Genomic DNA, 20,996 nt, shown 5'->3' on the forward strand with positions numbered 1-20,996 from the left:
GGTGGGTGCCGGACGGAAGCCGGTCAGGACAGACCCAGTTCGTCGTCGAGGAGATCGAAGATCTCGTCGGCCGTCGCGGACTGGATTTCCCGCTGTTCGGCGGCGCTGTCCTGTGCACTGTGCGTTTCATTCCACTTCGCCAGAAGGTCTCGCAGCCGGGCGGTGATGCCCGCGCGTTCGACGTCGTCGGGGCCGACCGTCGAGAGGATCGATTCGAGCTTGTCGAGTTCCGCGTGGACGGGCCGACGGGACGGGTCGCCCTGGCCGAGGCGTTCGCCGAGGTACGCGGCGAGCGCGGTGGGGGACGGATAGTCGAAGATCAGCGTGACGGGCAGCCGGAGTCCGGAGCTCGCCGTGAGGCGGTTGCGCAGGTCGACGGCGGTGAGCGAGTCGAAGCCCAGGTCGAGGAAGCCCCGTCCGGCGTCGACGTCGTCGGGCCCCCCGTAGCCCAGGACCGCGGCCACCTGTGTGCGGACCAGCTCCATGAGGGCCTGGTCGCGTTCGGTGGCCGAGAGTCCGGCGAGGCGCTCTTCGAGGGAGCCCGCCGGGTCGGTGCCGTGGCGCGTTCCGGTGCGTGCTCCGGAGTCGGCGGCCCGGCGTGCGGGAGTGCGTACCAGTCCGCGCAGCAGCGGCGGCAGTGTGCCGTCGGCGGCCTGGGCGCGCAGGGCGCCCAGTTCGATCCGCATGGGTACGAGGACCGCGTCGTCCAGGGTGCGGGAGGCGTCGAAGAGGGCCAGGCCCTCGTCGGGGGCGAGCGCGGCCACGCCGGAGCGGGCCATGCGGGTCAGGTCGGCGTCGTCGAGCGCGCCGGCCATGCCGTCCGTCGCCTCCCACAGGCCCCAGGCGAGGGAACTGGCGGTGAGGCCGCGGGCCGTGCGGTGCTGGGCGAGGGCGTCCAGGAAGGAGTTCGCCGCCGCGTAGTTGCCCTGGCCCGCGGCGCCGAAGCAGCCGGCGACCGAGGAGAAGAGGACGAAGGCGGAGAGTTCTCGGCCCTCGGTCAGCTCGTGCAGGTTCCAGGCCGCGTCGACCTTGGGCCGCAGCACGGTGTCGAGGCGCTCGGGCGTGAGGGAGTCGATGATGCCGTCGTCGAGTACGCCGGCCGTGTGGACGACCGCCGTCAGCGGCCGGTCGGCCGGGATCGACGCGAGTACGGCGGCGAGCGCGTCCCGGTCGGCCGCGTCGCAGGCCGCCCAGGTCACGTCCACGCCCGACTCGGTGAGCTCGCGGGTCAGCTTCCCGGCCCCGGGGGCTTCGTCCCCGCGGCGGCTCAGCAGCAGCAGGTGCCGTGCGCCGTGTGCGGCGGCCAGGTGGCGGGCGAAGAGTCCGCCGAGGGTGCCGCTCGCGCCGGTGATCAGGACCGTGCCGTCGCTGTCGATCTTCCTGTGGTCGTCCTCGCCGGTGCCGCCGACCGCGTCGGCCGCTCCGGCCGCTCCGGCCGCGGTACGGGCGATGCGGCGCAGGCGGAAGGCGTGTGCCTCTCCGGACCGGAGGGCGAGCTGCGGCTCGTCGGTCGCCAGTGCGGCGGCCAGCGCCCCGAACGAGGCGTCGGTGCCGTCGGTGTCGGCGAGCACGAACCGGCCGGGGTTCTCCGACTGCGCGGACCGTACGAGGCCCCACACCGGGGCGTGGGTCAGATCGGTCACGTGCTCGTCGGGTACGGCGGCCACCGCGCCCCGCGTCAGCAGTACGAGCCGCGAGCCGTCGAGCCGCTCGTCGGCCAGCCACTCCTTGACCAGGGCGAGCGCGTGGTGCGCGGCGGCCCGGGCGGTCGCCGCACGTCCGCTGCCGGAGGCCGCGAAGGCCAGGGGTACGACGACGACGTCCGGCGCCGTGGCGCCCGCGGCGAGCTCCTCGCGCAGCGCCGTGAGGCCGCTGTACGTGTCGAGGCGGTCCCCGCCGACCCTGAGGTCCGGCTCGTCCTCGCCGAGTACGGCCCAGCGTTCGCCGGAGGGGATCGCACCGACGGGGACGGGCAGCCTGGCCCACTCCACGCCGAAGAGCGATTCGTGGTGCACGGCCCGGTCCGCGCCGAGCTGCTCCGCCGAGACCGGGCGCAGGATCAGGGACTCGACGGAGGCCACCGGCGCGCCGGTGGAGTCGGCCACGTCCAGGGCGATGCCACCGGAGGGGGCGGCGGTCAGCCGGACGCGGATGCCCGCGGCGCCGGCCGCGTACATGCGTACGCCGGTCCAGGCGAACGGCAGCCGGGCGCCTTCGGCCGGGGCGTCGGCGGGCGCGCCGGGTGCTCCGAGGCCGATGGCGTGCAGGGCCGCGTCGAGCAGGGCGGGGTGCACGCCGTAGGCGGCGGCGTCACCCTCGTACTCCTCGTCGAGTGCGACCTCGGCGAACAGTTCGTCGCCGCGCCGCCAGGCGGCGCGCAGACCCTGGAAGACGGGTCCGTAGCCGAGGCCGGCCGCGGCCGCGGCCGGGTAGAACGCGTCGGTGGGCACGGGCTCCGCGTCGGCCGGCGGCCATGGGGCCAGGTCGAAGGGGCGGGCGGGCCCGGCGGACGCGGCGGGTGCGAGAACGCCGGTGGCGTGCCGGGTCCACGGCTCCTCGGCCGGGGCCTCGGCGCGGCGGGAGTGCAGGGTCATGGTCCGGCGCCCGGCGTCGTCCGGCGCGTCCACGGCCAGCTGGAACTGGACGGCGCCCTGGTCGGCGAGAGTGAGCGGGGCTTCGACGGCCAGCTCCTCGACGGTGTCGCAGCCGACCTGTTCACCGGCCCGCAGGGCCAGTTCGACGAAGGCCGTGCCGGGCAGCAGGACGGTGTCCATGACGGTGTGATCGCTCAGCCAGGGGTGCGTGGACAGCGCGAGGCGTCCGGTGAGGACCAGCCCGTCGGACGCGGGCAGGGCGACAGTGGCACCCAGCAGGGGGTGGTCGGCCGAGTCGAGGCCGGCCGCCATCACGTCCTCGACGGAGACGCCGACGTCGAGCCAGTAGCGCTTGCGCTGGAAGGCGTAGGTGGGCAGGTCGACGCGCCGGGCGCCGGTACCGGAGAAGTACGCCTGCCAGTCCACGGGCACGCCCTGGACGTGGGCGCGGGCAACGGCGGCGGTGGCGGTCCCGGCCTCGGGGTGGCCGGTGCGCAGTACGGGAACGAAGACCGCGTCCTCACCGGTCACGCACTCCTGGGCCAGGGCGGAGAGGACGCCGTCGGGGCCGAGCTCGATGTACGTGGTGACGCCCGCGGCTTCCAGTGTGCGGATGCCGTCGAGGAAGCGGACGGCTTCGCGGACGTGCCGGACCCAGAAGTCGGCCGAGCCCATCTCGTCCGAGACCAGCGCCCCGGTGAGGTTCGAGACGACCGGAATGCGCGGGCTGCCGTAGACGAGACCCTCGGCGACCTTGCGGAAGTCGGCGAGCATGCCGTCCATGTGCGGCGAGTGGAACGCGTGGCTGACGGTGAGCCGCTTCGTCTTGCGCCCGGTGAAGGACCCGGCGATCGCGACCGCGTCGGCCTCGTCGCCCGCGATCACGACCGACTTGGGCCCGTTGATCGCGGCGATGCTCACGCGCTCGGTCAGCAGCGGCAGGACCTCGTCCTCCGACGCCTGCACGGCGATCATCACACCACCGGCCGGCAGTGCCTGCATCAACCGCCCACGCGCCGCGACCAGTTCACTGGCGTCCTGGAGCGAGAGGACACCCGCCACATGTGCGGCGGTGATCTCGCCGATCGAATGACCGGCCAGGAAGTCGGGCTGTACGCCCCAGCTCTCCACGAGCCGGAACAGGGCCACCTCGACGGCGAACAGTGCGGGCTGCGTGTAGGCGGTCTGGTTCACGAGGTCGCCCTCGGCCGCGAACAGCACGTCCTTGAGCGGTACTTCGAGGTGCCGGTCCAGTTCGCCGCACACTGCGTCGAGCGCGTCCGCGAAGACGGGATACGTGCGGTACAGCTCGTATCCCATGCCCGGCCGCTGGCTGCCCTGACCGGTGAACAGGAACGCCACCTGCCCTTCGCGGGCGGTGCCGCGCACCAGTCCCGCGGCGTCCTCGCCACGGGCCAGGGCGTCCAGGCAGCGCAGCAGTTCCGTGCGGTCGCCGGCCACCAGCGTCGCGCGCTGTTCCAGGGCGGAGCGGGTGGTCGCGAGGGACAGTCCGAGGTCGACGGCGCGCAGGCCGGGGTCGGCGTGGACGTGGGCGTGGAGCCGGCGGGCCTGGGCGCGGAGCGCGTCCTCGCCTCGGGCGGACACGATCAGCGGCACGGGTGACGGCTCCCCGCCGTCCGCCGCGGGCCGTGCCTTCGCCTGGGCCTGGTCCGGCTCCGGGGCCTGCTCGATGATGGCGTGCGCGTTGGTACCGCTGATACCGAAGGACGAGACGCCCGCGCGGCGCGGACGGCCGGTCTCGGGCCAGGCCGTCTCCTCGGTGAGGAGCGAGACCGCGCCCGCCGACCAGTCCACGTGCGGGGTCGGCTCGTCCACGTGCAGGGTCTTCGGCAGCACACCGTGCCGCATCGCCATGACCATCTTGATGACGCCGGCGACGCCCGAGGCGGCCTGCGTGTGACCGAGGTTGGACTTCACCGAGCCGAGGAGCAGCGGCCGGTCGTCGGTGTGCTCCTGGCCGTAGGTCGCGAGCAGAGCCTGCGCCTCGATGGGGTCGCCGAGGGTGGTACCGGTGCCGTGGGCCTCGACGGCGTCGACGTGTCCTGCGGCGACACCGGCGTTGGCGAGGGCCTGCCGGATGACGCGCTGCTGCGAGGGGCCGTTCGGCGCGGTGAGACCGTTGCTGGCGCCGTCCTGGTTGACGGCCGAGCCGCGGACGACCGCGAGGACCTGGTGGCCGTTGCGGCGGGCGTCGGAGAGCCGCTCCAGCAGGAGCATGCCCGCGCCCTCGCCCCAGCCCGTGCCGTCGGCCGCGGCCGCGAAGGACTTGCAGCGGCCGTCGGCGGCCAGGCCGCGCTGACGGCTGAACTCGATGAACGTGCCGGGCGTGAACATCACGGTGACGCCGCCCGCGAGGGCGAGCGAGCACTCGCCGTTGCGCAGCGCCTGGGCCGCGAGGTGCAGGGCGACCAGTGACGACGAGCAGGCCGTGTCGACGGTGACCGCCGGGCCTTCGAGGCCGAAGGTGTAGGCGACACGGCCCGACACGATGCTGCTGGAGCTGCCGGTGCCGAGGTAGCCCTCGACGCCGTCGGGCACGGCGTGCAGGCGTGCGCCGTAGTCGTGGTACATGACACCCGCGAAGACGCCCGTCCGGCTGCCTCGTACCGAGGACGGCGCGATGCCGGCCCGTTCGAAGACCTCCCACGTCGTCTCCAGGAGGAGCCGCTGCTGCGGGTCCATGGCGAGGGCCTCACGCGGCGAGATCCCGAAGAAGGAGGCGTCGAACTCGGCCGCGTCGTGCAGGAATCCGCCGTCGCGGGCGTACGAGGTGCCCTGGCTCTCCGGGTCCGGGTCGTACAGCCCCTCGGTGTCCCAGCCCCGGTTCTCGGGGAGCCGGGTGATGCCGTCGGCGCCCGCCGTCAGGAGCTGCCACAGGTCCTCGGGGGTGCGTACGTCACCGGGGTAGCGGCAGCTCATGGCGACGATGGCGATGGGCTCGTCGTCGGCGACGGCCGGGAGCGGCTCGGCCACGGCGGCCGTCGTGTCGTCGCCGATCAGCTCGGCACGCAGGTGCCGGGCGAGAACGGTCGGGTCCGGGTAGTCGAAGATCAGGGTCGCGGGCAGGCGCAGAGCGGTGGCGGCGTTCAGCCGGTTGCGCAGCTCCACCGCGGTGAGCGAGTCGAAACCGAGCTCCTTGAAGGCCCGTCCCGACTCGACGGCCGCGGGTCCTGCGTGTCCGAGGACCGCCGCGACCTGCGTACGTACCAGGTCCAGCAGCGCCCGGTCCTGCTCGGCCGCGGAGAGCCCCGCCAGCCTGCCGCGCAGCTCCGAGTCGGCGGCACCGGCACCGGCCGACGCGTCGACCGACCGGCGGGCCACGCCCCGTACGAGACCGCGCAGCAGCGGCGCGACGGTGCCGGCCGCGGCCTGGGTGCGCAGGGCTTCGGTGTCCACCCGCATGAGGGCCACGCAGGCGTCGTCGAGGGAGACCGCCGTGTCGAACAGGCCGAGGCCGTCGGCGGCCGTCAGCGGCGGCAGTCCGGCCCGGCGCATGCGGTTGACGTCGGCCGCGTCCAGGGCGCCGGCCATGCCGTCGGCGACGGACCACAGGCCCCAGGCCGTCGAGGTCGCGGGGAGCCCGTGGGCGCGGCGGTGCTGGGCGAGGGCGTCCAGGAAGGAGTTCGCGGCTGCGTAGTTGCCCTGCCCGGGGCCGCCGAAGAGGCCGGAGGTGGAGGAGAAGAGTACGAACGCGGAGAGATCGAGGCCGCGGGTCAGCTCGTGCAGGTTCCAGGCCGCGTCCACCTTGGGCCGCAGCACGGCCGACAGCCGGTCGGGCGTCAGCGAGGTGATGACACCGTCGTCGAGGACTCCGGCCGTGTGGACGACCGCGGTCAGCGGGTGCTCGGCGGGAACGTCGGCGAGCAGCGCCGCGAGCGCGTCCCGGTCGGCGACATCGCACGCCGCCCAGGTGGCCCGGGTACCCGACTCGGCCAGTTCGGCGACGAGTTCGGCCGCACCGGGGGCGTCGGCCCCGCGCCTGCCGACGAGGAGGAGCCGCTCCACACCGTGCTCGGCGGCGAGGTGCCGGGCGACGAGACCGCCCAGCGCTCCGGTGGCTCCGGTGATCAGCACCGTGCCGCCGGGCACGAAGGCCGGTGTCCGGGCGGAGTCGTCCTGCTGGGCCTCGACCCGGGCGAGCCGGGGCACGAGGACCGTTCCGGCGCGCAGCGCGAACCGCTCCTCGTCGGAGGTGAGCGCTGCCCGCAAGGCCTGGTCGCTCCGGTCGTGGCCGTCGGTGTCGGCGAGGGCGATCCTGCCGGGGTTCTCCGTCTGCGCGGACCGCAGCAGGCCCCACACGGTGGCGGCGGCGAGGTCGGTCACGTCGTCGGCCGGGTCGGCGGCCACCGCGCCACGGGTGACGAACACCAGGCGTGCGGCGGCGAACCGCTCGTCCGAGAGCCAGCTCTGGGCGAGTGCCAGAGCGTCGTGGGCGGCGCTGTGCACGGCCGGGGCCGAAAGGGCCCCGGGCGCGGGTGCGAGTTCGACGACCACCTCGTCCGGTACGGGCCCTCCGGCGTCGACCGCGGCGGCGAGCGCCGCCAGGTCCTGGTAGCGGTCCGCGGTGGCTACGCCGTCGCCGCCGAGGAAGGCGTACCGGACGGCGGTCGCCGCGGCCGGAGCGCCGAGACCCGGCAGCTCGCTCCACTGCTGACGGAACACGGACTCGTGGTACGTGGCACGAGCGGCACGGAGCTGATCGGCCGTCACCGGACGCAGCCCGAGCGACTCGACGGCCGCGACCGGTGCGCCCGAGGCGTCCGCGATCTCCAGCCGGACGCCCTCGGCACCCGCCGGAGCGAGGTGGACCCGCAGGGCGGCAGCCCCGCCCGCGTGCAGCGACACCCCGGTCCAGGCGAAGGGAAGCCGCCCCTGGCCGTCGTCGGCGCCGAGGCCGCCCAGCCCGATGGCGTGCAGTGCCGCATCGAGCAGTGCCGGGTGCAGGCCGAACCGGCCCGCCACGTCCTCGGCGCCCTCGGGCAGCCTGACCTCGGCGTAGATCTCACCGTCGAGCTGCCAGGCCGTACGCAGGCCACGGAAGGTGGGGCCGTAGGCGAAACCGATGCCGTCGAGCTCGTCGTAGCGCCCGTCGAGCTCCACCTCGACGGCACCGGCCGGGGGCCAGGCCGAAAGGTCGAAGGAGGCCGGGGGCCGCCCGCCTTCGGCGAGTACACCGCCGGCGTGCCGCGTCCACGGCTCCTCCACCGGCAGGCCTTCGGCCCGGGAGTGCAGGGCGAAGGGCCGTCGGCCCGCCTCGTCGGCGGCGCCGACCCATACGCGCAGCTGGACGCCGCCGTGTTCGGGCAGGACGAGGGGCGCTTCGAGGGTCAGTTCTTCCAGGTAGTCGCAGCCGACCTGGTCGCCGGCGCGGGTGGCGAGCTCGACGAAGGCCGTACCGGGCAGCAGGACGCTGCCGAGGATGGTGTGGTCGGCGAGCCAGGGGTGGGTGGAGAGCGCGAGTCGCCCGGCGAACACCATGCCGCCGGACTCGGGCAGGGCGACACCCGCGCTGAGCAGCGGGTGCGCGGTGTCGTCGAGCCCGATCGCCTCGACGTCGCCGAGGTAGAGGGAGGAGACGGCCGGCCAGTAGCGCTGGCGCTGGAAGGCGTAGGTGGGCAGGTCCACGCGCTGGGCGCCGGTACCGGCGAAGAAGGCCTGCCAGTCGACCGGGACGCCGTGGGCATGGGCCGTCGCGAGAGCCGTGGTGACCGTCTCGGGCTCGGGGCGGGCCTTGCGGAGGACGGGGACGAAGACGGAGTCCTCGCCGGTCACGCACTCCTGCGCGAGAGCCGACAGGACGCCGTCGGGGCCGAGCTCGACGTACGTGGTGACACCCGCAGCCTCCAGGGCCCGGATCCCGTCCAGGAAGCGGACGGCCTCACGGACGTGCCGGACCCAGAAGTCCGCCGAGCCCATCTCGTCGGTGACGAGGGCGCCGGTGAGGTTCGAGACGACCGGGATGCGCGGAGCCTCGTAGGACAGACCTTCGACGATCTCGCGGAAGGCGTCGAGCATGCCGTCCATGTGAGGCGAGTGGAAGGCGTGACTGACCGTGAGTCGCTTGGACTTCCGGTCGGTGAAGGACTCGGCGATCGCCACCGCGTCCGACTCGTCACCCGCGATCACGACCGACTGGGGGCCATTGATCGCGGCGATACTCGCGCGCTCGGTCAGCAGCGGAAGAACCTCGTCCTCCGACGCCTGCACCGCGATCATCACGCCACCGCCCGGCAGCGCCTGCATCAAACGCCCACGAGCCGCCACCAGAGCACAGGCGTCCTCCAGCGAGAAGACACCCGCCACATGCGCGGCAGCGATCTCGCCGATGGAATGACCGGCCAGGAAGTCCGGCTTCACACCCCACGACTCGACCAGCCGGAACAGCGCCACCTCAACCGCGAAGAGAGCCGGCTGCGTCAGCGCCGTCTCATCCAGCGCCGCAGCATCCGCACCGAACAGCACATCCTTCAGCGGAACTTCGAGGTGCGCGTCCACATGCGCGCAGACCGCGTCGAGCGCGTCCGCGAACGCCGGGTACGTGTCGTACAGCTCACGGCCCATCCCCAGCCGCTGACTCCCCTGCCCCGTGAACAGGAACGCCAGCTTCCCGGCGACCGGTGAGCCCGCCACCAGCCCTGCGGCCGAGCCGCCGTCCGCCAGCGTCGCGAGGCCGGCCAGCAGCCCCTCGCGGTCGGCGGCGACCACAGCCGCGCGCCGCTCGAACGCCGAGCGGCCGACCGCCAGGGAGAGTCCGAGGTCGGCGGGGCTCAGTTCGGGGTGCAGGTCCACGTGCGCGTGCAGGCGGCGCGCCTGGTCGTGCAGTGCGTCCTGGCTCTTCGCCGAGAGGAGCCACGGCAGCGGGCCGTCGGCCCGTGCAGGCGTGGCCGGTACGGGCGGAACGGACGCCGCGGTGTCCGGTGCCTGTTCGATGATGGTGTGGGCGTTGGTGCCGCTGATGCCGAACGACGAGACGCCCGCCCGGCGCGGACGCCCGGTCTCGGGCCACTCCATGGCATCGGCCAGCAGGGCGACATCGCCCGCCGACCAGTCCACGTGCGGGGTCGGCTCGTCCACGTGCAGGGTCTGCGGCAGCACTCCGTGCTGCATGGCGAGGACCATCTTCATGATGCCCGCGACACCGGCGGCGGCCTGCGTGTGGCCGAGGTTCGACTTGATCGAGCCGAGGAGCAGCGGCCGGTCGGCCGGGCGGTCCTGGCCGTACGTGGCGAGGAGTGCCTGCGCCTCGATCGGGTCGCCGAGCTTCGTACCGGTGCCGTGCGCCTCGACCGCGTCCACGTCGGCGGCGGAGAGGCCCGCGCTCGCCAGCGCCGCACGGATGACGCGCTGCTGCGAGGGGCCGTTCGGCGCGGTCAGGCCGTTGCTGGCGCCGTCCTGGTTGATCGCCGAACCCCGCACGATCGCCAGGACCGGGTGACCGTTCCTGCGGGCGTCCGAGAGCCGCTCCACGAGGAGCATGCCGACGCCCTCACCCCAGCCGGTACCGTCCGCGGCCGCCGCGAACGCCTTGATACGGCCGTCCTCCGCCAGCCCACGCTGACGGCTGAAGTCGACGAAGGAGGCAGGTGTGGACATGACGGTCACACCGCCCGCCAGGGCCATGCTGCACTCGCCCTGGCGCAGGGCCTGGATCGCCCAGTGCAGGGCGACCAGCGACGACGAGCACGCCGTGTCGACCGTGACCGCCGGGCCCTCCAGGCCGAGGACGTAGGAGATGCGGCCGGAGACCACGCTCGCCGCGTTGCCCGTACCGAGGAAGCCCTCGACACCGTCGGGTGCGGCCAGGATGACGTTGAGGTAGTCCTGTCCGTTGGTGCCGGTGAAGACGCCGATCTGTTCGCCGCGCACGGTGGCGGGGTCGATTCCGGCACGCTCGAAGGCCTCCCACGAGGTTTCGAGCAGCAGGCGCTGCTGCGGGTCCATGGCGAGGGCCTCGCGCGGCGAGATCCCGAAGAATCCGGGGTCGAAGTCGGTGGCACCGGCGAGGAACCCGCCCTCGCGGACGTAGCTGGTGTTCTCGGCGGCGGACTCGGGGTCGTACAGCCCGTCGAGGTCCCAGCCGCGGTCGCCGGGGAAGCCCGAGATCGCGTCACGGCCCGTGGCGAGGAGCTGCCAGAGGTCTTCCGGGGTCTGTACGCCGCCGGGGAAGCGGCAGCTCATCGCGACGATCGCGATGGGGTCGTCGTCGGTGGCGGTACCCGCGCCCGCAGGGGTGCGGCGGGCGGGGTCCGTCACCTGCGAGCCGAGCAGTTCGGCGTGCAGGAAGGCGGCCAGGGAGAGGGAGTTGGGGTAGTCGAAGATCAGCGTCGCCGGCAGGCGCAGGCCCGTCCGGGAGGTGAGGAGGTTGCGGATCTCGACCGCGGTGAGCGAGTCGAAGCCGAGGTCCCGGAAGGCGCTGCCCGGGTCGACGGATTCGGGTCCGGCGTAGCCGAGTACGGCCGCGACCTGGGTGCGTACGAACTCCAGCGCGAGCTGATCGCGTTCACCGGCGGGGGCGTCGGCCAGCTGCCGCGCGAAGGTGTCGGCGCCGCCGCCGGACCCGCCGGACCCGGCGGACGCCTCGGCTCCGGCGAGGGCGCGCACGGCCTCGGGGAGGTCGGCGATCAGCGGGCAGGGGCGTACGGCGGTGAGGCCGGGGGCCAGACGCTCCCAGTCGATGTCGGCGACGAGGGACGCGGTCTCGTCCAGGGAGAGCGCCATGTGCAGCGCGGACAGGGCCAGTTCGGGGGCGAGGGCGGGCAGTCCGGCGAGCCGCAGGCGCTCGGCGACGAGTTCGTCGGTGGCCATGCCGCCTTCGGCCCAGGCACCCCAGGCCAGCACGGTGGCGGGCAGGCCGTCGGCGCGGCGCTGCTCGGCGAGGGCGTCCAGGGCCGCGTTCGCGGCGGCGTAGTTGGCCTGTCCGGCGGCACCGAAGGCGGAGGCGACGGAGGAGAAGAGGACGAACGCGGAGAGGTCCAGGTCGCGGGTCAGCTCGTGCAGGACCTGTGCCGCGTGGGCCTTGGGGCGCAGGACTCCCGCGAGGCGCTGCGGTGTCTGGGCGTCCAGGACTCCGTCGTCGAGTACGCCGGCGGCGTGGACGACGGTGGTCAGCGGGTGCTCGGCCGGGAGACCGGCGAGCAGGGCCGAGACGGCGTCGCGGTCGGCGACGTCGCAGGCGGCGATGGTGACCTCGGCGCCCAGTGCGCGCAGTTCGGCGGCGAGTGCGTCGGCTCCCTCGGCTTCCGGGCCGCGCCTGCTGACCAGGAGCAGATGCTCCGCCCCGGCTCGGGCGAGCCAGCGGGCGACATGGCGGCCGAGCGCGCCCGTGCCGCCGGTGACGAGTGCCGTGCCGGTGGTGGCCCATGCGGTGACGGGGCGTTCGTCCCGGGTGGCGCGGGCCAGCCTGCGGACGAAGACGCCGGTCGAGCGCACGGCGAGGTGGTCCTCGGTGCCGCGTCCGTCGAGTCCGCCGAGTCCGCCGAGGACGTCGGCGAGCCGGCCCGCGGCCCGCTCGTCGGGGGTCCGGGGCAGGTCGACGAGGCCGCCCCAGCGCAGGGGAAGTTCGAGGGAGGCGGTGCGGCCGAGGCCCCAGACCTGCGCCTGGGCGACGCTGGAGAGCCGGTCGGTGCGGCCGGTGGAGACCGCGCCGCAGGTGGCGGCCCACAGCGGGGCTTCCACGCCCGCGTCGCCGAGCGCCTGTACGAGGGCGGCCGTTGCGGCCAGCCCTGCGGGCAGTGCCGGGTCCGTGGGGTGCGGCCGCTCGTCCAGGGCGAGCAGCGAGAGCACGCCTGCGAGCGGTTCGGTGGCGGCGGGCACGGCGAGGGCCTCGCCGATCCGGCGGGCGGTGGCGGCACGGTCGTCGAGGGTCGCGTCGAGCACGACGGTGCTCACGGTGACGCCGCGCGCTGTCAGGGCCTGCTCGGCGGCGACGGCCCAGGGGTCGTCGGCGTGCTCGGCGGGTACGACCAGCAGCCAGTGCCCGGAGGGGGGCGTGGGCGTGGCGTCCGTCAGCGGCTTCCAGGTCAGGCGGTAGCGCCAGCCGTCCACGGTGTCGCGGTCGCGGTGGCGGCGGTGCCAGGCGGAGAGCGCGGGCAGCACGCTGCTGAGGGGCTCGTCGCCGTCGACCCCGAGGGTGTCGGCGAGCGCGGCGAGGTCCTCGCTGTCGACGACTTCCCAGAACTTGGCGTCGGTAGCGCCCAGTTCACCGCCGCCGACCGGTTCGGCCAGGTCGGTGAAGGGGTCGCGGGGCCAGTACAGCTCGCGCTGGAAGGCGTACGTGGGCAGCTCGACGCGGTGTGCGCCGATGCCGGAGAAGCGGGCGGCCCAGTCCGGGGAGAGGCCGCGTACGTGGGCGCCTGCCACGGCCGCGGTCAGCGAGGCCGCCTCGGGGCGGCCGGTACGCAGCGCGGGAAGGAAGGCCGCCGCGCGGGGGCCGGTCGCGGTCTGGCAGTCCTGGCCGAGGGCGGACAGGACGCCGCCGGGGCCCAGTTCGATGTAGGTGGTGACGCCGCGGCTCTCCAGCCAGCGGATTCCGTCGAGGAACCGGACGGCTTCGCGGACGTGCCGGACCCAGAAGTCGGGTGAGCTCATCTCGTCGGAGACGAGGCCTCCGGTGAGGTTGGAGACGACGGGGATACGCGGAGACTCGTACGAGAGCCCCTCGACGATCTCGCGGAAGGCGTCGAGCATGCCGTCCATGTGCGGCGAATGGAAGGCGTGGCTGACGGCCAGCTTCTTGGTCTTGCGACCCTGGGCTTCGAAGGCCTCCGCGACGGAGACCGCGTCGGCCTCGTCACCGGCGACGACGACCGACCGGGGCCCGTTGACGGCGGCGATGCTCACCCGGTCGGTGAGCAGCGGCAGGACCTCGTCCTCCGACGCCTCGACGGCGATCATCACGCCACCGGCCGGCAGCGCCTGCATCAGTCGGCCACGCGCCTCGACCAGGGTGCAGGCGTCCTCCAGCGAGAACACTCCGGCCACGTGCGCGGCGGCGATCTCACCGATCGAGTGACCGGCCAGGAAGTCGGGCTTCAGGCCCCAGCTCTCCACGAGCCGGAAGAGCGCCACCTCGACCGCGAACAGCGCGGGCTGGGTGTAGGCGGTCTCGTCGAGCACGGCGCCGTCGGTCCCGAACAGTACGTCCTTGAGCGGCAGTTCCAGCCGCTCGCACACGGCGTCCAGGGCCCCGGCGAAGACGGGGTACGTCTCGTACAGCTCGCGGCCCATGCCGAGCCGCTGGCTCCCCTGCCCGGTGAAGAGGAACGCCAGCTTGCCGTCGGTGGCGCTTCCTTCGACCACGTCGGCGCCGGGGCGCCCTTCCGCCAGGGCCGCGAGCCCCGACAGCAGACTGTCGCGGTCCTCGGCGACGACGGCCGCGCGACGGTCCAGCGCTGCCCGGGTGAGGGCCTGGGAGAAGGCGAGGTCGGCGATGCCGAGGCCGGGGTGGGCCGTGAGGTGGGCGTGCAGCGCGGCGGCCTGGGCGCGCAGGGCGGGCTCGGTCCGGCCGGACAGGACGACCGGAAGGACGCCGGGCAGGTTCGCCCGGCCGGCGGCCGGTTCGTCCGGCGTCTTGTCGGCGTCGGGCTGCTGGTCGGCGGCGGACTCCGCGCTCTCCAGGATGATGTGGGCGTTGGTGCCGCTCATGCCGAACGACGAGACGCCGATCCGGCGCGGCTGGTCGTTCCGGGGCCAGGGCCGTGCCTCGGTGAGCAGGGACACCTCGCCCGCCGACCAGTCGACGTGGGGGGTCGGCTCGTCCACGTGCAGGGTGCGCGGCAGCACGCCGTGGCGCATCGCCATGACGCTCTTGATGACGCCCGCGACACCGGCCGCGGCCTGTGCGTGACCGATGTTGGTCTTGAGCGAACCCAGCCACAGCGGACGCCCGGCGGGGCGGTCCTGGCCGTAGGTGGCGATGAGCGCCTGCGCCTCGATCGGGTCGCCGAGGCCGGTGCCCGTGCCGTGGGCCTCGACCGCGTCGACCTGGTCGGGGGTGAGCCTGGCGTTGGACAGCGCCTGGAGGATGACGCGCTGCTGGGACGGGCCGTTGGGCGCGGTCAGGCCGTTGCTGGCGCCGTCCTGGTTGACGGCGGAGCCACGGATCACGGCCAGGACGGGATGCCCCTTGCGGCGCGCGTCGGAAAGCCGCTCGACCAGCAGGATGCCCACGCCCTCGGCGAGGCTGAATCCGTCGGCGTCGGGCGAGAACGCCTTGCAGCGTCCGTCGGTGGCGAGTCCGCGCTGCTTGCTGTAGTCGATGAAGGTGCCGGGAGCCGACATCAGCGTCGCACCGCCGGCGAGGGCGAGCGAGCACTCGCCGTTGCGCAGCGACTGTACGGCGAGGTGCAGGGCGACCGAGGAAGACGAGCAGGCGGTGTCGACGGTGACGGCCGGGCCTTCGAGGCCGAAGGTGTACGAAAGCCGGCCCGAGGCGACACTCGCCGCGTTGCCGGTACCGAGGTAGCCCTCCACGTTCTCGGACGAGCTCAGCAGCGCCGTCAGATAGTCGTGGTTGCTGGTGCCGACGAAGACGCCGACCTGCTTGCCGCGCATCGACGTCGGATCGACCCCGGCCCGCTCGAACGCCTCCCACGAGGTCTCCAGCAGCAGCCGCTGCTGCGGGTCCATGGCGAGGGCCTCGCGCGGCGATATGCCGAAGAGCGACGGGTCGAAGCGGGCGAAGTCCCGGACGAAACCACCCTGGTTGGCGTAGCTGGTGCCGGGGTGCTCGGGATCCGGGTGGTAGACCGTCTCCATGTCCCAGCCACGGTCGGCGGGGAAGCCGGAGATGGCGTCCCCGCCGTCGACGACGAGCTGCCACAGCTCCTCGGGCGAGGTCACACCGCCGGGGTAGCGGCAGCCCATGCCGACGATGGCGATGGGGTCCTGATTCTTCGCCTCGACGTCGCGCAGCCGCTGACGCGTCTGATGCAGATCCGCTGTCACCAGCTTCAGGTAGTCCCGCAGCGTCTCTTCATTCGCCATTTAACGCAACCACCCATTTGCAGCAGACGGCATCGGAAAACTGTGCACATAAAGCCGAGAATTACATCGGGTATACAGCCGATTCTCTTCTTGACCGAATCGACTGATCAGCGGCAGGCTATTCGCCGCTCAATCCTCCCGACAACCCCTAACTGCCCCCTACGCACCCCTGGGTGAGGGGGTGCGACAGGGGGCAGTGGGCCCTTGCGCGAATTATCGAGGGGGCTGACCATCCTGGCCAATTACCGGGAGGTCGTCAATATCCCTATCCATTCGATGCCCGGTTCTGATCACCCGGACGCTGTGGGAACCGTCTGCGCTCAGGCGCGGCCGAGTCCCTTGTTGATGAAGGCGAACAGTTCTTCGTCGCTCGCCTCCTGGAGCTGCTCGACGTCGTCCAGCACGCCGTCCGCCGGCCCCGCGCCGACCCCTGTGCCGAAGCTGTCGGTCGTGGCCGGCCGCGCCGTCGCGCCCGACCGGTCCTCGCTCTCGTTCCACTTCGCCAGGAGCGACTGGAGCCGCATGGTCACCCGGGCCCGTACGACGTTGTCGGCGGTGCCCCGTTCCAGTACGGCTTCCAGCTTGTCGAGTTCCTCCAGCAGCGGCGCGCCGCCCGCGGCCGCGTCGGGCACGATCCCGGCGCGCAGGAACGCGGCGACGGCGGCGGGGGTCGGGTGGTCGAAGACCAGGCTGGCGGGCAGCTTCAGCCCGCTCACGGCGCCGAGCCGGTTGCGCAGTTCGACCGAGGTGAGCGAGTCGAAGCCCAGCTCCTTGAACGCCCGGCCCGCCTCGACGGCGGCCAGGTCGGCGTGGCCGAGGACGGCGGCGACAGCGGTGCGGACCAGGTCGAGGAGCAGCCGCTCCTGTTCGACCTCGGGCAGCCCGGCGAGCTGCTGCGTGAGCGGTACTCCCCCGGCCAGGTCGTCGGCGGACTCCCGCTCGGCGCTCTCGATGATGGACCGGGCCTGGGGAAGCTCCAGGAGCAGCGGCCGGTCCCGGTCCGCGGTGAAGGCGAGGGTGAACCGCTTCCAGTCCATGTCGGCGACGGTCAGGGTCGTTTCGTCACGGTCCAGCGCGTGCTGGAGCGAGGCGAGCGTCCGCTCGGGCGACATCGCGACGATGCCGTGGCGGCGCATCCGGTCGCCCGCCGCACTGTCGTCGCCGTCCGCACTGCCCCAGGGGCCCCAGGCGATGGAGGTGGCGGGCAGCCCTGCCGCCCGGCGGTACTCGGCGAAGGCGTCCAGGAACGCGTTTCCGGGTGCCTGGTTGCCCTGGCCGGGGGCACCGAAGGTGGCCGCGAAGGACGAGAAGAGGACGAACGCCGACAGGTCGAGGTCACGGGTGAGCTCGTGCAGGTTGAGCGTCGCGTCGGTCTTGACCCGCAGAACGGCCTCCACCTGCTCCGGTGTCAGCGTCTCGATGACCCCGTCGTCCACGACCGCCGCGGCATGGACCACCGCGGTGAGGGGCTGGTCGGTGGGGACGGTGGCGAGGAGGGCGGTGACGGCGTCCCGGTCGGCCATGTCGCAGGCCGTGATGGTGACCTGCGCGCCGAGGGCGGTGAGTTCGTCGCGGAGTTCGGCGGCGCCGGGTGCGTCGGGGCCCCGGCGGCTGGCGAGGAGGAGGTGCTCGGCGCCGTTCCCGGCGAGCCAGCGGGCCACGTGCGCGCCCAGCGCGCCCGTACCGCCGGTGACGAGGGTCGTCCCCCGCGGACGCCATTCCCGTACAGGGGCGGTGTCCGCGAGGGGTGCGTGGACCAGACGCCGCCCGAAGAGACCCGAAGCGCGCAGCGCCACCTGGTCCTCGGAGCCGTCACCGGCCAGAACACCCACGAGCCGGCCCAGCGTCCGGCCGTCGAGATCGGCGGGAAGGTCGAGCAGGCCGCCCCAACGGCCGCCCTGCTCCATGGAGGCGACCCGCCCGAGACCCCAGACGAGCGCCTGAGCGGGATCGGCCACCTGCTCGGAGCGGCCGGTGGCGACAGCGCCGCGCGTGACACACCACAGGGGTGCGGCCACATCGGCGTCACCGAGCGCCTGGGACAGGGCGAGCTCGGCGGTGAAGGCACCCTCACCGGCGAGGGCGAGGAGGGACAGGACACCGGTCGGCGCGGTCTCGGCCGCGGCGGCCCCGAGCGTGGCGGCGAGCCCGTCACGGTCGGCCGCGCCGGCGGAGACGGTCACCGTACGGACGTCGGCGCCGTGCTCGGCGAGCGTACGCAGGACAGCACCCGTCCAGTCATCGGCCGCACCCCCGGAACGGGACTCGGGGACGACAGCCAGCCACGTGCCGGACAGGGTGGCCGGGGACGGCTCGGCAATCCGCTTCCAGGTGACGCGGTAACGCCAGCCGTCCACGGTGGACTGCTCACGGCTGTGGCGGCGCCACGACGACAGGCCGGGAAGGACCGTCCCCAAGGAGCCGATCGCGTCGGGGCTGTCGAGGGAGAGAGTGTCGGCCAGCGCTTCGAGGTCTTCGCGTTCGACGGCCTCCCAGAACCGGGCATCGACCGCACTCTCCGCGGACACCGCCACAGCCTCGACAGGCGCCGCCTCCGGCCAGAACCGCTGCGACTGGAAGGCGTAGGTGGGCAGATCCACCCGCCGGGCACCCGTCCCCGCGAACACCGCGTCCCAGTCCACCGTCACACCACGCACATACGCGGCACCCAACGACAGCCAGAAACGCTCCAGACCACCCTCACCACGCCGCAGAGAACCCAGCACCGCAGCCTCACGGCCCGCATCCTCGACCGTCTCCTGCATACCCACCGTCAACACCGGATGCGGACTCGACTCCACGAACACCCCGAAACCCTGCTCCAGCAGCGTCCGCGTCGCCTCCTCCAACTCCACCGTCCGACGCAGATTCCGGAACCAGTAACCCGCATCCAACTCCGGACCACTGACCCACTCACCCGTCACCGTCGACAAGAACGGCACCTCAGCCGGCCGCGGAACAACCGGCCCCAGCAACTCCGCAAGCTCCTCACGAAGAAGGTCCACCTGAGCCGAATGCGACGCATAGTCCACCGCGATCCGCTTCGCACGGATCCCGTCCGCCTCACACGAGGCCAGCAGCTCCTCCAGAGCCTGCACCTCGCCCGAAACCACCACCGAGGACGGCCCGTTGACGGCGGCGACGGAGATCCTCTCCTCACCCCACGGCGCGATCAGCTCCCGCACGGCCTTCGCCGGCAACGGCACCGAGACCATGCCGCCCAGACCCGCCAGCACCCGCCCGATCGCCTGACTCCGCAGAGCCACCACCCGCGCCGCATCCTCCAGCGACAGAATCCCCGCCACACACGCGGCCGCGATCTCACCCTGCGAATGACCGATCACCGCACCCGGACGCACACCAGCAGCCCGCCACACCTCCGCCAACGACACCATCACCGCGAACAACGCAGGCTGCACCACATCCACCCGGTCAAGCGAAGGCGAACCCTCCACACCCCGCAGCACATCCACCAACGACCAGCCCGTGAACGGATCCAGCGCCCCCGCACACTCCTCCACCCGCGCAGCGAACACCGGTGAAGCGTCCAACAGCGCTTCCGCCATACCCACCCACTGCGAGCCCTGCCCCGGGAACACGAACACCGTCTTCCCACCAACAGCAGACCCGGTCACCACACCCGCAGCCATCGCACCCGACGCCACCGCCGCCACACCAGCCGCATGATCACCCAGCACCACCGCCCGGTGATCCAACCCCGCACGCGACGACGCCAACGACCAGCCCACGTCCAGCGGATCCACACCCGGCACAGCCGCCAGCCAGCCCGACAACCGCTCCGCCTGCCCCCGCAGCGCCCCCGCACTCTTGCCCGACAGCACCCACGGCACCACCGGCATCCCCGACCGGCCAACCGTCTCAGCCGTCTCGGACGTCTCGGCCTCCGGAGCCTGCTCCACGATCACGTGCGCGTTCGTCCCGCTGAACCCGAACGACGACACACCCGCACGACGCGGATGCGTGGTCTCGGGCCACGCCGTCTGCTCCGTGAGCAGCGAGACGGCACCCGCCGCCCAGTCCACGTGGGGCGACGGCTCGTCGATGTGAAGGCTCTGCGGCAGTACGCCGTGCTGCATCGCCAGCACCATCTTGATCACGCCGGCCACACCGGCGGCCGCCTGCGTGTGACCGATGTTGGACTTGACCGACCCGAGCAGCAGCGGCTGATCGGCCGGGCGGTCCTGTCCGTACGTGGCGATGAGCGCCTGGGCCTCGATGGGGTCGCCGAGGCTGGTGCCGGTGCCGTGCGCCTCCACGACGTCGACCTGGTCGGTGGAGAGCCGTGCGTTCGCGAGGGCCTGTCGGATGACGCGCTGCTGCGACGGACCGTTCGGAGCCGTCAGACCATTGCTCGCACCGTCCTGGTTGATCGCCGAACCACGGACCACCGCAAGCACCGGATGCCCGTTGCGCTGGGCGTCCGACAGCCGCTCCAGCAACAGGACGCCCACACCCTCCGCCGGGCCGAATCCGTCGGCGTCTGCCGCGAAGGCCTTGCAGCGGCCGTCCGTGGACAGCCCGCGCTGCTTGCTGAACTCGACGAACAGTCCGGGCGTGGACATCACATGCACCCCACCGGCAACGGCCAGCGAGCATTCCCCGGCCCGCAGCGCCTGCACGGCCAGGTGCAGGGCGACCAGCGACGCGGAGCATGCCGTGTCGACCGTGACAGCCGGACCCTCCAGGCCGAAGGTGTACGACAGCCTGCCCGAGATCACGCTGGAGGCGTTGCCGGTCCCCAGGTGGCCCGCGTAGTCCTCGGCCGCTTCCAGCAGCGGGGTCAGATAGTCCGAGCCGTTGATCCCGACGAACACACCGGACTGGCTGCCACGCAGCGCCTGCGGGTCGATCCCGGCCCGCTCGAACGCCTCCCACGACGTTTCCAGCAGCAGCCGCTGCTGCGGGTCCATCGCCATGGCCTCGCGCGGCGAGATCCCGAAGAACCCCGCGTCGAACGAGGAGGCCTCGCCGAGGAATCCGCCCTCGCGGGTGACCGACGTGCCGTGGTCGTCGGGGTCGTCCGAGAACAGGTTGTCGAGGTCCCAGCCGCGGTCCGTGGGAAATGCGGTGAGCGCGTCCCCACCGGTACGGAGCAATTCCCACAGTTCTTCGGGAGAGCGTACGCCTCCCGGGAATCGGCAGCTCATCGCCGTGATGGCAATGGGCTCATGGGCCTGGCTCTCGATTTCCCGCAGGCGTCCGTATGCCTCGTCGAGATCCGTCGTGACCTTCTTGAGGTATTCGCGGAGCTTTGCTTCGTTCGCCACTGGCGCTTCACCTATTCGCGTGGTCGAGATCGTGGAGGTGTTCGCACGTACTCGGAATGTCTCGGGTCTCGTTCAAGGGGTGGGCGCACCGCCGGGGACGGTCCCGGCG

General features: G+C 73.0%; 2 protein-coding genes. Both read right to left on the reverse strand.

The genetic code is table 11. The annotated features are described in order from the left end of the window. Positions 1-23 precede the first annotated feature (23 nt). Positions 24-15,599 carry a type I polyketide synthase gene (locus Sspor_RS13515; protein ID WP_202199367.1) on the reverse strand — a complete coding sequence of 5,192 codons (15,576 nt, stop codon included), beginning with the start codon at positions 15,597-15,599 and terminating at the stop codon, positions 24-26. A gap of 320 nt (positions 15,600-15,919) precedes the next feature. After that, entirely contained in the window at positions 15,920-20,887 is a 4,968-nt protein-coding gene (locus tag Sspor_RS13520) for a type I polyketide synthase (RefSeq protein ID WP_202199368.1), read from the reverse strand. Positions 20,888-20,996: the final 109 nt, after the last annotated feature.

The organism is Streptomyces spororaveus (assembly GCF_016755875.1).
GTDB lineage: Bacteria > Actinomycetota > Actinomycetes > Streptomycetales > Streptomycetaceae > Streptomyces > Streptomyces spororaveus.

What these genes read in the sequence shown, in the direction of transcription:
- Sspor_RS13515 (WP_202199367.1), bottom strand. Translation starts at nt 15,599, where the DNA reads ATGGCGAATGAAGAGACGCTGCGGGACTACCTGAAGCTGGTGACAGCG.